Annotated in this window: 14 protein-coding genes; 4 read left to right on the plus strand and 10 right to left on the minus strand. The window is 65.2% G+C overall.

Annotated elements, in window-relative coordinates; all coding sequences use genetic code 11:
* Nucleotides 1–64 precede the first annotated feature (64 nt).
* The 6 genes from LDO14_RS17985 to LDO14_RS18010 all read right to left on the minus strand — a co-directional run bounded on the left by LDO14_RS17985 (nucleotide 65) and on the right by LDO14_RS18010 (nucleotide 5,603).
* Nucleotides 65–898 (minus strand): MBL fold metallo-hydrolase, encoded by an 834-nt coding sequence (locus LDO14_RS17985; RefSeq protein WP_018771738.1) that lies wholly within the window; start codon nucleotides 896–898, stop codon nucleotides 65–67.
* Between the two features lie 3 nt (nucleotides 899–901).
* On the minus strand, nucleotides 902–1,474 hold the full coding sequence (locus tag LDO14_RS17990; RefSeq protein WP_018771739.1) for a GyrI-like domain-containing protein: 573 nt from the start codon (nucleotides 1,472–1,474) through the stop codon (nucleotides 902–904).
* A 151-nt stretch (nucleotides 1,475–1,625) separates the two neighbouring features.
* Nucleotides 1,626–2,504 (minus strand): Rieske 2Fe-2S domain-containing protein, encoded by an 879-nt coding sequence (locus tag LDO14_RS17995; protein WP_223992801.1) that lies wholly within the window; start codon nucleotides 2,502–2,504, stop codon nucleotides 1,626–1,628.
* Nucleotides 2,505–2,596: 92 nt separating this feature from the next.
* Nucleotides 2,597–2,896, minus strand: a complete 300-nt coding sequence (locus LDO14_RS18000) for a putative quinol monooxygenase (RefSeq protein ID WP_026266145.1) — start codon at nucleotides 2,894–2,896, stop codon at nucleotides 2,597–2,599.
* Between the two features lie 40 nt (nucleotides 2,897–2,936).
* Nucleotides 2,937–4,388, minus strand: coding sequence for a cation:dicarboxylase symporter family transporter (locus LDO14_RS18005; RefSeq protein WP_043425556.1), 1,452 nt, complete (start codon nucleotides 4,386–4,388; stop codon nucleotides 2,937–2,939).
* Between the two features lie 195 nt (nucleotides 4,389–4,583).
* Nucleotides 4,584–5,603 (minus strand): Lrp/AsnC family transcriptional regulator, encoded by a 1,020-nt coding sequence (locus LDO14_RS18010; protein ID WP_018771743.1) that lies wholly within the window; start codon nucleotides 5,601–5,603, stop codon nucleotides 4,584–4,586.
* Nucleotides 5,604–5,740: 137 nt separating this feature from the next.
* Between LDO14_RS18010 and LDO14_RS18015 the strand changes: the two genes are divergently transcribed.
* From LDO14_RS18015 to LDO14_RS18030, 4 genes are all read left to right on the plus strand, one after another.
* Entirely contained in the window at nucleotides 5,741–7,009 is a 1,269-nt protein-coding gene (locus LDO14_RS18015) for a M20 family metallopeptidase (protein ID WP_018771744.1), read from the plus strand.
* Between the two features lie 45 nt (nucleotides 7,010–7,054).
* Nucleotides 7,055–8,344, plus strand: coding sequence for an MFS transporter (locus LDO14_RS18020; protein WP_026266147.1), 1,290 nt, complete (start codon nucleotides 7,055–7,057; stop codon nucleotides 8,342–8,344).
* 256 nt (nucleotides 8,345–8,600) lie between these two features.
* Nucleotides 8,601–8,927 (plus strand): transposase, encoded by a 327-nt coding sequence (locus LDO14_RS18025; protein ID WP_018772270.1) that lies wholly within the window; start codon nucleotides 8,601–8,603, stop codon nucleotides 8,925–8,927.
* Complete coding sequence (locus LDO14_RS18030; RefSeq protein WP_056388138.1) at nucleotides 8,924–9,778, plus strand: IS3 family transposase; 855 nt, start codon at nucleotides 8,924–8,926, stop codon at nucleotides 9,776–9,778. Before LDO14_RS18025 ends, LDO14_RS18030 begins: the two co-directional genes overlap by 4 nt.
* Before the next feature lie 87 nt (nucleotides 9,779–9,865).
* On the opposite strand, the gene LDO14_RS18035 is transcribed toward LDO14_RS18030, so the two are convergent.
* From LDO14_RS18035 to LDO14_RS18050, 4 genes are read right to left on the minus strand one after another with little or no spacing between them, the layout of a single operon-like run.
* The gene (locus LDO14_RS18035; RefSeq protein ID WP_026266148.1) at nucleotides 9,866–11,203 is read right to left on the minus strand and encodes a NosD domain-containing protein; all 1,338 of its coding nucleotides are present in this window, start codon (nucleotides 11,201–11,203) and stop codon (nucleotides 9,866–9,868) included.
* 26 nt (nucleotides 11,204–11,229) lie between these two features.
* A complete protein-coding gene (locus LDO14_RS18040) occupies nucleotides 11,230–12,177 on the minus strand; it encodes a carbohydrate kinase (RefSeq protein WP_018771747.1) in 948 nt (315 codons plus the stop codon).
* A gap of 34 nt (nucleotides 12,178–12,211) precedes the next feature.
* Nucleotides 12,212–13,795: a glycoside hydrolase family 32 protein gene (locus tag LDO14_RS18045; RefSeq protein WP_018771748.1), complete on the minus strand. Its 1,584-nt coding sequence runs from the start codon at nucleotides 13,793–13,795 to the stop codon at nucleotides 12,212–12,214.
* A 39-nt stretch (nucleotides 13,796–13,834) separates the two neighbouring features.
* On the minus strand, nucleotides 13,835–14,878 hold the full coding sequence (locus LDO14_RS18050; protein ID WP_018771749.1) for a LacI family DNA-binding transcriptional regulator: 1,044 nt from the start codon (nucleotides 14,876–14,878) through the stop codon (nucleotides 13,835–13,837).
* Between the last annotated feature and the right edge of the window lie 29 nt (nucleotides 14,879–14,907).

Consider the following 14,907-nt stretch of genomic DNA (forward strand, 5'->3'; position numbering starts at 1 on the left):
TGACCGTCAGGCTGCGGCGGAGCAGCGGTTACGCATGCCTGGTTTACTGCCGACGCCCATGTGGCTATGCAGCCTCGGGCGCTCCCCCAAGGCGGCGACGAAGTGGAATCCGCAAGGCACGCTCCCTGGCGGCCAGGGCCCGGAGCCGGGGCACCACCCCCATGGCCAGGGGCGGTCCGTGCCCGGGTGCCAGCAACCGTGGGCCCAGCTCCGCCAGGCGCCTGGCTGATTCCATGGCCAGCTTCCAGTTCCACGTGGTGTACCAGGGAGGCCCGGACAGATCCTGTCTTCCCGGCAGGAGCCCGCGAATCGAGTTCAAGTTGACCGTCACAACAGCATCACCAGTGATCAGGACACCGTCGCGGGATCGCCAGTAGGCCACGTGTCCGGCGGTGTGGCCGGGCGTTGGGACGGCGACCCACTCGGGTAGACCTGGCATTTTTCCGTCCCGGGGCAGGCTCTGCACCACGTCGGTGATGTCGCCTGCGGCTTCAACCCGCCGGCGTGCACGGGCCGGCAGGGACCACAGGAACGGGGCGATGAGCCACCGGTCCAACGGCATGGAGAACTCAGGGATGTACCGCCCGGCAGCCATGGGCAATTCAGCCTGGTGGACGAACACCGGGATGTCCCACCGCCGTGCCAGGGCCCCGGCAGCGCCCGAGTGGTCGGGATGGATGTGCGTCAGGAAGATGGCTGCGGGCGCAGTCCCGGATCCGAGCATGTCTTCCACAGCCTTGCGGACCGGCTCCGCACTGGCCGCCCATCCGCAGTCAACCATCACCCACGCGGAACCTGACCTCACAAGGTAGAGATTTGAGGCCATGGGCCCTGAACCGGTGGTCATGAGGACCACTCCGGAGGCAATCTCCCGTGGTTCTGAAATCCGCACCATCATGAATCACACCACTGGGTGGCGAAGCAAAGTGCGCAGCTTTTCCGGTGCGCTGCGTCGCGGATCGCCGAGGTAGATCTCATGGTGCCGCCCCCGGACCTTCAATCCGGCGGCCGTGATGGCCGCGTCCAGAAGGGCGATGGTCTGGCCTTCATCCGCGTAGGGACCGATATGGAGCGCCTGCGCGCAGCGGCCCTCTTCCCAACGCTCGAAGCGGACCAACTCCAAACCGGGAAGCCCTTTGGGACGGGATTCTTCCACGGCCCGCTCAAGAAGGGCTTCATCGATCGGTTCAGGCTGCACCATCATGGCCTGCCAGCGCCATGACTCCCGGGCAAAGCCCCCGAGTCCCGTGAAGCCTGCGCTCACGGCTTCCGTCGGCTCCGTGTGGTCCGGGTCCTCGAACCACCACAAGGCTTCGAGGGGCATCACTTTTGTCACCTCACCGGACTGCTTCTTAAGACCAAAGTGTGCCGCGTAGCTAACGGTAAACAACGCCTGCACCGCCCCGGCGAATGCTGGCCCATCAGGGTCCCCTTGACCCTGGACGACAGCAAAGAGCAGCGGAGGAACGTCCACGAAGTCGACAGTTCCTTTGCGGGTTTTGTAGAGAGACGCAATGTCCTGCCGGAGGTCACTCACCGTACACGCAGCCAACCCATGGAGCCAGTTTTCCCCGGCGTGACAGCAGCCAGTAGGGCCGAATGTCCTTACTACCCGTCCGCCCGCACTACCCGTCGGCCCCGGGCAGGCACACTTCTACGGTGTCCCCGGTGACGCGCGTTTCGAAGACCGGCTGCCTGGACGTGGCGGGACCGGCCTTCACTTCACCCGTGCGCAGTGCGAACGTGCTCCGGTGCCAGGGGCAGACCACGCATGCGTCCCCGCCGACGTCCTTGATCTTGCCTTCGTGAAGCGGTCCGGAAAGGTGGCTGCAGACATCGGACAGCACATTGATGGTGGTGCCCTCGCGGTGGACCAGCAGCGGAATACCGGCCGCGACGCGCTTATGGAGGCCGCCCTCCGGCAGTTCAGCCAGCGGGGACAGCGGATGCCAGCCGGACGGAAAACGGTGCGGAATCTCCTCGCTGTGGTTGACCCCTGCGGCTTGGCGGTAGGTCAGGTGCCCGCCAAGGAACCCGCCGGCGCCCACGGTGGCGAGCCCCAGGTACGCAAGCACCTTGCCGCCGCCCTGGCCGCCCCTGGCCCGCTGGACGAGTGATGCAATGTAGAGGCCGGTTGCCGTGACGTTGGCCGCCGCGTGCACCAGGCCCACCCGCTGCTGCTGCGGGTGCAGCTGCGACCAGTCCATGAGCCCGGCCAGCGCGGACGGAAGCACGCTTGCGGTGCCCACACCGATCAACAACCTGGCAGCTTTTTCGCCACCGGGAACGGCATCGAGCACGCCCGCCGAGACCCAGGCGCCAATCGGCACCTGGACAGCGAGGGGGTGGACCGGGTGGCCGATGGGGACGCCGTGCAGGATGTCCCGGGCCCACTGGGGCTTGATGACTTTCTTGACGGCTTTCCGGACAGTCCTGGCCAACGGGTCAAGCCATTCGGCATCTTCGAAACGGGTGACAAGCTCAAGTGCGGGCAACGGTTTCATGTGTCCTCCCTTACCCCAATCGCCGCAATCCACTCATCACAGAACACCCTGTCCAGGAGACCCGTTTATTGGGCAGGCTGCCTCCGGCGCCGTCAGCGCAGGGGTGACCCCACAACGGCAAACCGGTGGCCTCCCATCTCCCCTGAGAGCAGCGGCATCGCCTCGGCGATTGCGGCGCGCGTGCTGGCCAGTTCCAGCGACGCCTGGTGCGCTTCCGCGGATTCCCAGAGTTCGGAAACAAAGACGGTGTCCGGCAGGTCATCGTTGATGCCCACCTCATAGAGAAGGCAGCCGGCTTCCTTCATCCCGGGCTTAGGCCGGAGCAGGATGGCCACGAGGGCGTCGCGCTGGCCTGGCTTGGTTCCAAGAAGTCCCACATTGGCAAACGTCATGGGGACATTGTGCAGCATGGGGCTGAAGGAGGTGGTGAACCTACGGGACCACCGCCGGCGCGGCGGGCTCCGCAGGGACGCCGCCTGACACGGCGCTTTGGTGGGCAGGCCCGACGGCGGAGCGCGGCGCTTCCTCTTGCGGCACCTTGGTGGGGGCTGGCTGCCCGGCCGCTTCCGCCGTCGTACCTTCACCGGCAAATGCACGCAACATGGCGGCGCGGTCGAACTGCCCTTCCCACTTGGCCACGACAAAGGTGGCCACGCAGTTTCCCAGCAGGTTCACCACGACGCGCATGGAGTCCATCAGCCGGTCGGCGCCCAGCAGCAGCGCGACGCCGGCCACCGGGAAGATGCCCAGCGCCCCGGCAGTGGCGGACAGGGCCAGGAAGGCGGAACCGGGAACGCCCGCCATGCCCTTGGATGTCAGCATCAGGACTCCCAGGGCCGCCAACTGCTGGCCCAGGTCCAGGTTGTAGCCAAATGCCTGCGCCAGGAAAAGCAGCGAGATGGAGAGGTACAGGGCGGCCCCGTCAAGGTTGAAGGAGTAGCCGGTGGGAACCACCAGCCCGGTGGTGGCACGCGAGCAGCCGGCGTTGGTCAGCTTGGTCATGATCCGGGGCAGTACGGACTCCGTGGACGCCGTCCCCAGCGCCAGGAGGAACTCCTCGCGCGTATATTTCATGAACTGCCACAGCGGCACCCGCGGGTAGGCCCACGCCACCATGAACAGCAGCCCGATGAATGCCACCGCGGCGCCGTAGCAGGCCGCAATCAGCACAGCGTACGTCCCCAGGGAATCGAGGCCGTACTGGCCGATGATGAAGGCCATGGCACCGAAGGCACCCACCGGCGCTGCCCGCATCACCCAGGCCATGATCTTGAAGAACAGTTCCAGCACCGTTTCCATCAGGGTGATCACCGGCAGGCAGCGTTCACGTCCGACGACGACGATCGCCGCCCCGAAGAACACGGAGAAGCACAGGACCTGCAGGAGGTTGTTGCCGGCGAAGGCGCCAATGACGCTGGTGGGGATGATGCCCAGCAGGAAGGCTCCGGCATCCTTGGGCGGGGCGGTGGCGGTTTTGGCATTGAGGGCATCCTGGGACAGGGTTGCGGGGTCGATGTTGAGCCCGGCTCCCGGCTGCACCAGGTTCCCCACCACCAGCCCGAAGACCAGCGCGAACAGGGTGGCACCCGTGAAGTAGGCCAGGGCCTTGATACCCACCCGGCCCACGGCCTTCACGTCGCTGACCGCGGCGATGCCGGTGACGATGACCAGGAAAATCAGCGGCGCGATGATCATCTTGATCAGCTGGATGAAGCCGTCGCCCAGCGGACGGAGCCCTGCGCCGAGGTCCGGCCAGAAGTGGCCCACCAGGATACCCGCCACCACCGCCGCGAGGATCTGGACGAAGAGGGACCTGTACAGCGGTTTCGTGCGTGGCGCGGATGCCGGAACTTGCGGCTGCGGTGCGGGCGCGGTGGTCTTCATGCGGGGTGCCTGTTCGTTAGGGAGGACGCCATCCAGGAGGACGCCTGCTTCGGACGGCGGCGCCATCGGACGCCGCAGGATCACCCCAACGGTAGGAAACGGATGTTTCCGGAAAGATAAATCCGTAATGCGGAACAATTAAAGATGAAGCGTGCTATCCAGGGGACGTGTGCGCTGTTGCGGCGCAATGCCCGCTCACTCCGCGGCACCCAGGCTTCCGGCATGCACGACGGCGCCACTCGCCGTCGTGTCTTCCTTCAGCATCCAGCCCACCCGCTTGACGGTGCGCAGCATCACCGCACTTTCCACGATCTCGATGCCCGGCACCTTCTGCTGCAGCGCCAGTTCGGCGGACATGACATCCGCCAGCGTGTGGAGCCACATGATGATGACAAAGTTGGTGGGCCCGGTGGTGGAGGCACTCAACCGGACATTGCTGATGGTGCGGATCCCGGCGGCAGCCGCCTCATGCTGGCCTGCTGGTACGTTGACAAACCACTGGCAGGTCACCGGAAACGACGAATACCGCTGGGCGATCTCGCAGCGGAACGACAGGATGCCGCTTGCCAGCACGCGGTTCAACTGACGCTGCACGGTTGCCGGGTGCCGTCCGAGGGAGCGGGCCATCCCAGCCGCCGTCGCGCGGCCGTCCCTGGCAAGGAACGGCAGCAGGTCGAGGTGGCTCTGCGGAAGGTGGCCGGGCCGAGCGGAATCCGGAACAGCCGGGGAGCCAAGCGTGCGCAGCGTGGCCAACTGTGAACGGCTCAGGACATTCAACCGCCAGTCGTCGCCACTGCTGTGCAGCCGGGTGCACAGGGCCACCTGGTATTTTGTGAGCCCCTCAACCGCTTTGAGGCGGGTAATGATCTTGTCGCTGAACTCCTCCAGTGAACGTGTGATGACGGTCAGCATCAGGTCGCGGTTGCTGGCCGCCTCCTCCACCGTCACGATCTCGGGAACAGCAGCCAGTTCCGCCGTGACACTGTCCCGGCGGTTCATCTCGCAGTCCACCGCCACGTAGGCCAGGAGCATCTGCTTCGGGTCACCCGCCAGGTGCGCCGTCACCCACGCCGCCCCGCTTTCCGTAAGGCGCTCCCAGCGGGCCGCCAGCGTGGTGGCATGCTCGTCCAGTACCTTGGCAGCGTCCGTCCACCCCAGGCGCGGCGCGGCCTGCAGGACCTGGATCAGGGCAAGGTCATCCTCACTGAGCTCCATCGGACCACCTTTCTTTGATGCGCGAATTCCGCCCGCAAACGGCATTCCACGAATAATTCCAGCGCTTTCGTCTGATGTGAACCACGCCACTTCAGAATAGTCCACAAGCCCTGATGCCTATTTCCAAGGAGTGACACGTGCCCATAACCGACGACGCCAAGGACCTGCAGGAAGACCTCATCCGGCTCCGCCACGACCTGCACCGGCAGCCGGAAATTGGCCTGCACCTCCCCCGCACCCAGGAGCGGGTCCTTCAGGCGCTGGACGGACTTCCCTACGAGATCACGCTGGGCAAGGACACGACGTCGGTCACCGCGGTCCTGCGCGGCGGGCACCCGGGCGGGGAGCAGGGGAACGGCGGCAGCAGTGCCGGGGACAGCCATGCCGGGGACAGCGCGGTCCGCCCCGCCGTCCTGCTTCGCGCCGACATGGACGGGTTGCCTGTCCAGGAGAAGACCGGCGTGGACTTCACCTCCCAGGCTGACGGTGCCATGCACGCGTGTGGCCACGACCTGCACACCTCCATGCTCGCCGGTGCCGCCACCCTTTTGGCCGAGAAGAGGCACCAACTCCGTGGCGACGTCGTCCTCATGTTCCAGCCGGGTGAGGAAGGGTTCGACGGCGCCAGCTACATGCTCCGGGAAGGTGTCCTGGACGCCGCGGGCACGCGCGTCCAGGCGGCCTACGGCATGCACGTGTTCTCCTCACTGGAACCGCATGGCACTTTCTGCACCAAGCCCGGCGTCATGCTCAGCGCCTCCGACGGGCTTGAAGTCACGGTGCTGGGCGCCGGCGGCCACGGCTCGGCCCCGCACTCGGCGAAGGATCCGGTGACCGTGGCGGCAGAGATGGTGACTGCCCTGCAGGTCATGGTCACCCGGCAGTTCAACATGTTCGATCCCGTGGTCCTGTCCGTGGGCGTGCTCCATGCCGGCACCAAACGGAACGTCATCCCCGAATCGGCCCGCATCGAGGCCACCATCCGGACGTTCTCCGAAGCATCGCGCCTGAAGATGATGGACGCCGTGCCGCGCCTGCTCAAGGGAATCGCCGCCGCGCACGGGGTGGAGGTCGCCGTCGACTACCTGCAGGAGTATCCCCTCACCATCACCAGCGAGGACGAAACCCACACCGCCGAAAAGGTGATCACCGAGCTCTTCGGCGAGCGCCGCCTCTCGCGCTGGGCCACCCCCCTCAGCGGCTCGGAGGACTTCTCCCGGGTCCTCGAAGAGGTACCGGGCACCTTTGTGGGGCTCAGCGCCGTGGCCCCGGGCGGCGATCCGGCAACCTCGCCGTTCAACCATTCACCCTACGCAACGTTCCACGACGGCGTGCTGGCTGACGGGGCCGCCCTCTATGCGGAACTCGCCATCTCCCGGCTGGCCGCCCTTTCGCAGGCCTCCTAGCCCGGCAGCACCGCCACCATGCCCCAACCCACCAGGAAGAAGACCATGTCCGTTGCAGCAACCAAGCCACAGACTGGACGCATGTCCACCGCCAAGACCGTCGTCGGCACCGGCATCGGCAACGCCGTTGAGTGGTACGACTGGGCCATCTACGCCACGTTTACCCCGTTCATTGCCAGCCAACTGTTCAGCAAAGCGGACCCGGCATCGGCCGTCCTGTCCACGCTGGCGATCTTCGCCGTGGGCTTCGTGGCCCGGCCCTTCGGCGGCTTCCTCTTCGGCTGGATCGGCGACCGGGTGGGCCGCAAGACGTCGATGACGCTCGCCGTCGGCCTCGCGTCGCTGGGCAGCCTGATGATCGGCGTCGCCCCCACCTTTGCCAGCGTCGGGGCGTTCGCTTCCCTGATGCTGCTGGTGGCCCGGCTGGTGCAGGGCCTGGCGCACGGCGGTGAGCTGCCGTCGTCGCAAACGTATCTGTCTGAGATGGCTCCCAAGGAGCACCGCGGCTTCTGGGCCACCCTGATCTACACGTCGGGGACGGTGGGCATCCTCTTCGGCACGCTGCTGGGAGCCGTGCTGAACATGGCCCTGAGCACCGAGGCGATGAACGCGTGGGGCTGGCGAGTGCCGTTCCTCATCGGTGCCGCCATGGGCCTGTACGCGCTGATCATGCGGTCGCGGCTGCACGAAACCGAGGCCTTCCAGGGCGAAGCCGTCACCGAAAAGCGCGCGCGGATCTGGCCGCAGATTGTCCGCTACCGCAAGCAGGCGCTGCAGGTCATCGGCCTGACCGTGGGCCTCACGGTGATTTACTACATCTGGGGCGTCGTGGCACCGAGCTACGCCACCACCGCCCTGAAGATCGACCGCGGCGAGGCATTGTGGGCCGGCGTCATCGCGAATATCGTCTTCATCGCCGCGCTGCCGGTATGGGGCAAGCTGTCCGACCGCATCGGCCGCAAGAAAGTCCTCTGGGCCGGCGCCATCGGCTCGGCAGTGCTGCACTTCCCCATGACCTGGCTCCTGAAGGATTCGGCCTGGCAGCTGGCGGTGTCCATGTCCGTGATGCTGGTGTTCATCGCCGCGAGCGCAGCCATCGTCCCCGCCGTGTACGCCGAGCTGTTCCCAACGTCCATCCGCACCGTAGGCGTGGGCGTCCCCTACTCCATCTGCGTGGCCCTGTTCGGTGGCACCGCCCCTTACCTGCAGCAGTGGCTGGGTTCCTCGCTTGGCGCGCCGCAGGTGTTCAATGCGTACGCAGTGCTGCTGCTGGTGGTCAGCGCGGCATTTGTGTTCACCATCCCTGAGACCAAGGGCAAGGACCTGACGCACTGACCGTCCCGCTGCCAAGAGGTCCCCGGCGAGCATTTGAACTGCTCCCCGGAAGTTGGACTGAGAAATTCAGTTCCGACTTCCGGGGAGCAGTTTTATGCATGCACGTAGTTCGTTGTCTGAGGTTCAGCGTGAGGCCGCTGTAGCGTGGTTTGAGAAGGGCATCGCGGATAGTGCGGCGGCGACGTTGCTAGGGGTGTCCCGCCCGCCGATAAGGGTTCTCTATCGGCGGTGGAAGATCCATGGTCGAGGAGCGCTGGTGGCCAAGCCGACGAAACAGGTGTACTCGTTCGAATTCAAGCTCGCGCTGGTTGAACGGTTTATCGCCGGTGAGACTGCCCCGGATCTCGCGGCGGAGGTGGGTTTGTCCTCGCCCACGCTACTGAAGACGTGGGCCCGGGCGTATCGCCGCGAGGGCCCGGACGCATTACGTCCCAAGTCCAAGGGCAGGCCTAAGGCACCTGATGCCCCGCAGCCGGCCGAGGTATCGGAACTGGAGCGGTTACGGCGGGAGAACGAACGGTTGCGGGCGGAAGTGGCTTACCTGGGAAAATTGCGGGCCTTGAGGGCGCAGGAACGACGGTGAAGGTCCAAGCCCTCATCGCTCTCAAGGCTGACTTCCCGCTTCCGGTCCTGCTGCAGGCAGCATCTCTTGCCAGATCGACGTTCTTCTATCATCAGGCACGCATCCAAGGCCCTGATCCGCAGGAGTCCATCAAGGCCGCTGTCAGGGAAATTTTCGAGAAGAACCATGGCCGGTACGGGCACCGGCGGGTCCACACCGAGATGGTCAAGCAAGGGTGGACGGTCGCGAAAAAGACCGTTCTGAAGCTCATGCGGTCCCTGAATCTGGTGTGCAAGGTCCGGCGGAAGAAGCGTTATAACTCCTACCAGGGCGGGCAGGGCCGGGTTGCTCCGAACGTGTTGAACCGGGAGTTCGAGGCTGATGCCCCGAACCGGAAGTGGGTAACGGATGTGACGGAGTTCAGCGTCGGCGACCGTAAGCTCTACCTTTCGCCGGTTATGGATCTTTTCGACCGGCAGATCATCTCCTACTCGATCAGCCCGTCTCCGAATCTGGAGCTCACCAATAATTCGCTGCGCCAGGCCCTTGCCTGCCTTGAGGATAACCAGCAACCACTCGTGCATTCGGACCAGGGCTTCCAGTACCAGCACGTCTCGTGGCGAAAACTCTTACAGGAAGCCGGCGCGAGCCAGTCGATGTCACGCAAGGGCAACTGCTACGACAACGCCGTGATGGAAAACTTCTTCGGCCACCTTAAGGAAGAGCTCTTCCACCACGTGCGATACCTCAGCACCGACGCCTTGGCAGGGGCACTGCACGAATACATCCGCTGGTACAACACCGAAAGAATCTCGACAAAGCTCAAGGGCCTGAGCCCGGTGCAATACCGGACCCAGACCCTCGCGGCTTAGGCTCTTATTTAGTCAGTCCAACTTCCGGGGAGCAGTTCACATTCCGGCGCCGGGGACCTCTTGTCGTTGTCAGCCGGCTTGTCGTTGTCAGCCGGCCGTTGGGGTGGCCCTGACGGCATTCGCGGCCCTGTCAGCGCTGATTTGGGCGTCAGTTCCGGAATCAAGGATGGTGTTCCGCGTTGACGCGGAATCGACCACGACGGCCGTCACGGCGAGGCCGTCGGCAGCGCCAGTGGCCAGCAGGGCGCCCACCTGGGCCTCGAAGCAGGAGTCACTCGACGAGGCATTAACGTCAAGGGCCACCACATGGTTGTTGGAAACGAAGTTGCCCGCCCCCTCCATCAGCCGGATGATGACCGGCGTGGCGCCGGCCGGCCGGACGCTGTGCGCGTCGATGACCTCGGAAAAGTGGTTCCCGATCACCGAGTTGCTGTTGCCGCTGACGCAGAGAAGCCCTGTGAGGTCGTCCAGTCCGTTCCCGACTCCCTGGAACGGGGTCCATGGCTCATGGTCGCGCAGGAAGTGGTTCGTGGCCACGAGGTTTTCCGAACTGTTCGCTTCGAGCACCACCATGCCGGGGTAGAACGAATGCAGGCGGTTGTTGGTGACGCTTGAGCGCGTGACGCCGTTGAAACGGATGCTGCTGGCACCCCGGGGGAAGACGTTGTTTGCGGTGACCAGGAGGCCGCCATGCTTCTCCGCGTAGATCGAGTGGCCCTTGAAGCCTGCCCCGATCAGGTTGTCAGTGATGTTTGACGCCTGCCCCCACCCGCGCAGTTCAATGCAGCTTCCGCATTCGGCGATGAAATTGTCGTGGATGGAAAGCGCATCAGCGTTGTAGATGGTCAGGGCGTTCTCGAGGTACACGAATCCCATGCCGTTGACGCGGAACGAGTCATTCGCGTTCGCCACATGGATGCCGGTCTTGCCGTTGACGTACGTGTTCTCCGGATGCATCCCCGAGCCGTCCGGGCTGAAGTGCAACCCGTCAATGCAGAAATTGGAGAACTCCACCGAGCTGATCCGCGGGCTCCCGGTTCGCTCCACGTAGAAGGCGGCGCCTTGGGATTCCCCGCTGCCGCCGCTGAGGGGAATGTCCACCAGGATGCGGCTGCCGCCGGGCCACAGCTCGTGCAGGTTGGGCCATTCGTCTTCGGGAACGTTGAACCGGATGCTGGAGGACGTAAACCCGTGCCCCGATCCCTGGATCTTGAGGAAGCTGATGTCGATCAGCACCTGGGTACGCAGCCGGTAGTCCCCCGGCGGTATGTAGATCACCGCGCCGGGTTTTCCTCCGCTGTTCGCATCGGTGGCGGCCTGCCGGTGCTTGATGTCATCGATGATGCTGTTGATGACTTCACCGACGTCCTCGAACGGGTCTCCGGCAGGCCACGTCGTCACGTCGTAGTAGTTGTTGCTGGACATGGCTTCTTCCCTTTGTGTTGTGGTGTTCATGGGGCCACCGGCTGATGCTCGGGAAGGTCCTCCCGCAGTTCCTCCAGTGTTGGAGGGTGGGCCCCTGGGCGGCGCACCGTGATGGCCGCTGCCTTGGATGCCATGCGGCCCAGGGACTCCAGCACCGACGGTGCCAGCCCGTCTGCTCCGCGCATAAGCAGTCCGTAGATGAGGGCAGCCATGTACGAGTCGCCGGCCCCGATGGTGTCCACCACCGCCGACCTGACGGACGGTACTTCCACCCGTGCGCCACCTGTTGAGAGCAGGGATCCTTCCGCGCCCATGGTGACGGCGACGAGACCGGCCCCAAGCCCAACGATTCGCTGTGCGATGTCATCCACGGCCAGCCGCGGATAGAGCCAGCGGGCGTCCTCATCGCTGAGTTTCACCACCTCCGTGAACGGAACAAGTTCCTCGAAGACGGTCTTTGCCTCAAAGTGGCTGCCGAGCAGGGCAGGGCGGATGTTGGGATCGTAGGTGACCACGCAGCGCTCGTGGGACTGCTCAAGGAGCTCCCTGACTCCTTGCGCTCCCGGTGCCAGGAAGGAGGCGATCGAACCGGTGTGCAGGATTTTGGGAAGGACCGCCGGGGCGGTCCGTGGGAGGTCCCACCGTATGTTGAAGTCGTACTGGGCGGAACCGTCGGACGCCAGAACCGCGGTGGCCGTAGAGGTTGCGCCGCGGACCCGGGAACCCGGCAGGAGTTGGACTCCCGCGCTTTGGAGGTGCTGTTCGATGGCGGAGCCGTGGTGGTCGTCGCCGATCGAGGTGAACAATGCCGTGCTTGCCCCCAGCCGCCCGAGCCCATAGGCCACGTTGGCCGGCGACCCGCCGGGGTGCTCCACGGTGCCCCGCGGCGTGACCACGATGTCCATGAGGGCTTCACCGACAACAACCACGTCGATGCCCTGCCTTGGGTCGGCAGTCTGCTGGACTGTTGGCATCTTTTTGGACCTTTCGTTGGGCGAGGGCGAACCGTTAAGCAAGTTCACTGACGGCGAGCTTGAGTATTGTTGCCGGGCCTCCGTCGATCGTCAGCCGGTTCTCCGTGTTGCCGGGGCCTGGGAAGATGAGATCGGTCAGGACCGTCCTGCCGCCCTGGGCGAAGACTTCGACCGAGCAGTGGTCCACGACAATCAGCAGCTTCAGGACACCGTTTTCAAGGTGGACCGGCGCGGACTCAACCGAAGCGAATTTCCCGTGAAAGCCAGTGTTTCCCGACTGCCCGCGGTCAAGGATGAGTTGGGCAGTTGCTGGGTCGTAACTGAGGATGGCGCCGGCGGTGCCGTCGCTGTTTCCGAAGAATTGGAACCCGATCCGGTCCGCCGTGCCGGGCAGTATGTCAGCCTCGATGACCTGGGCACTGCCGGGTACGGGGTCCGGCAGGCGGAGGGCTTCGTTCCGCAGCTCAACCGTTTCCACGGTCAGGTGCTCCCCTGCGGCGGGCAGTGCTCCCCCTGTGCCGGGTTCCGGCAGGACCGGCTGTTGGACCAGGCGGGCGCAGCCATCGACTGCGGTGAGACGCAGTTCGCGGGCCAGGGTCATGGAAGAGCGCCATGGGGCTGTGGGCAGTTCGTTGGCGTAGTCCCAGTTGTTCATCCAGCCGATGATGATGCGCCGGTTATCCGGGGCGTTGCTGAACGAAACGGAGGCGTAGCAGTCGCGTCCCCAGTCAAGCCACAGGCACTGCCGCAGCGCGGCCGAAGCCTCCGAGGGGTCCGGGACGGTACGCAGCCCGGCCGGAGCCACGAGGGAACCTGCGTCCGGAACGAACCGGGCGCCGTCGAACTGGCCCACGAAGTACTGGCCGCCGGATCCCCCAGCCACTGCGCCGGGGTTGACGTTGACGATCAGGACCCATTTGGTGTTGGCCGGGTCCCCGTCCACTGCGAGGGGAAAAAGATCGGGGCACTCCCAGTCACCGGCGTCGGCGTTGGCCGGGCCGAAATCACTCAGGAAATCCCACGACTTGAGGTCATCCGAACGGTAGAAGACCACCTGCTGGTGATGCGCTTCGACCGCGACCATGACCCAGTACGCGCCCAGCTCCCCTTGGTAGCGGAACACCTTGGGATCCCTGAAGTTCGCCGAATTCCTGGTGAGGACAGGGTTTCCGTCGTATTTCTGCCACGTCATGCCGCCGTCGGTGCTGTACGCGAGGGACTGGGCCTGCGTGCCGTTCAGTTCTGACGCGGCTTTGAAGGCACTGGTGTAGATGGCTACGAGGGCGGGTTGCTCCGCAGAGCCAAAGCCGGCCGTGTTGCCGCGGTCCACCACCACGCTGCCGGAGAAGATGTCCTCTGTCTCGTCGCACGCAATCGCCACCGGGTGTTCCGTCCAGTGCAGCAGGTCACGGGAGGTGGCGTGGCCCCAGGACATGTTGCCCCAGACGCTGCCATAGGGGTTGTTTTGGTAGAAGAGGTGGTACAGGCCGTCGTGGAACACCAGGCCGTTGGGATCGTTCAGCCAGGTATCCCTTGCCGTGAAGTGGATGGCAGGCCGGAACCTGGAGATTTCTGCCGGAGCTGTTTCCGGGCGGGCGGCATCAAGGCAACTGGACATGTCTGGTGTTCCCCTTGGGAAGTGGAAGGAGCTGGCTGCCTACTGGCGGGGCGCCGCGATGGAGTCGCGGCGCACCAGGGGGCAACTCAGGATGGTCGGGTGAAGGGCCATGAGGGAAAGGTCCGTCTTCCCCTCGACGGCGTCGATCAGGTGCTCGGTGGCCCAGGCACCCATCTCGTAGTGCGGCAGGGCCACGGTGGTGAGGCCCGGATAAAGGTTGGCGGCGATCAGTTCCTGGTCATCGAAGCCGACAATCGAAAGGTCGGCCGGGATGGACAGGCCCAGTTCGGCAGCGGCGCGATAGGCGCCCATGGCCATCCGGTCGTTGTAGCAGAACAGGCCCGTCGGCCGGTGGGCGCCTGCCAGGATGCGCCGGGCCGCTTCATAGCCGCCATGCACCTCGGAAACCTCGGACTCGACAGGTGCCGCGTCGCCGTCGAGCCCTGCTTCCGTCAGCGTGGCCCGGAAGGCCCGGAGCCGCTGACGGGTCGCGGGGACGTCGTCAGTGTTGTTGATGAATCCCACCCGGGTGTGGCCCGCTTCGAGGAGCGCGGTCACGGCCGCGCGGGCACCACCTTCCTCATCCGGGATCACTGCGGTGATGTTTCCGCCGGTGGCCACGGAGTCCACCAGCACGGAGGGCACGCTGCCGAGGTTGGGTGGCAGTTCCACGTTGCGGTGGTACATGGTGGCGTAGAGGATGCCGTCCACCCGGCGGTCCAGGAGGGCCTCGACGTCGGCCTCCCGGGACTCCAGGCTGGCCGAGCCGGAGGTGTTGATGATCATCAGGTTGTACCCGCGTGCTTTGGCGGCCTCGTCGGCGCCGAGGATGATCCGCCCGGCGTGCGGCGTGGTGGCGATATCCTCGCTGACCAGGCCCAGCATGCCGGTCCTCTGCGTGCGCAGCGCCTGGGCCAGGCGGTTTGGTCCGTACCCCAACTGCTCGGCGGCGGACCGCACCTTGTTCCGGGTTTCCGGACTCACCCTGGCGTATGAGACGTCATTGAGGACATGGGAGACGGTGGTGACGGACACGCCGGCGGCCACGGCCACGTCCTTGATGCCGATGTTCTTGTTGCTCATCTGTCTCCCACGTCCTTATGGTCAGTGAT

The sequence above is a fragment of the Arthrobacter sp. NicSoilB11 genome, from assembly GCF_019977375.1.
In the GTDB taxonomy this organism is placed as follows: domain Bacteria; phylum Actinomycetota; class Actinomycetes; order Actinomycetales; family Micrococcaceae; genus Arthrobacter.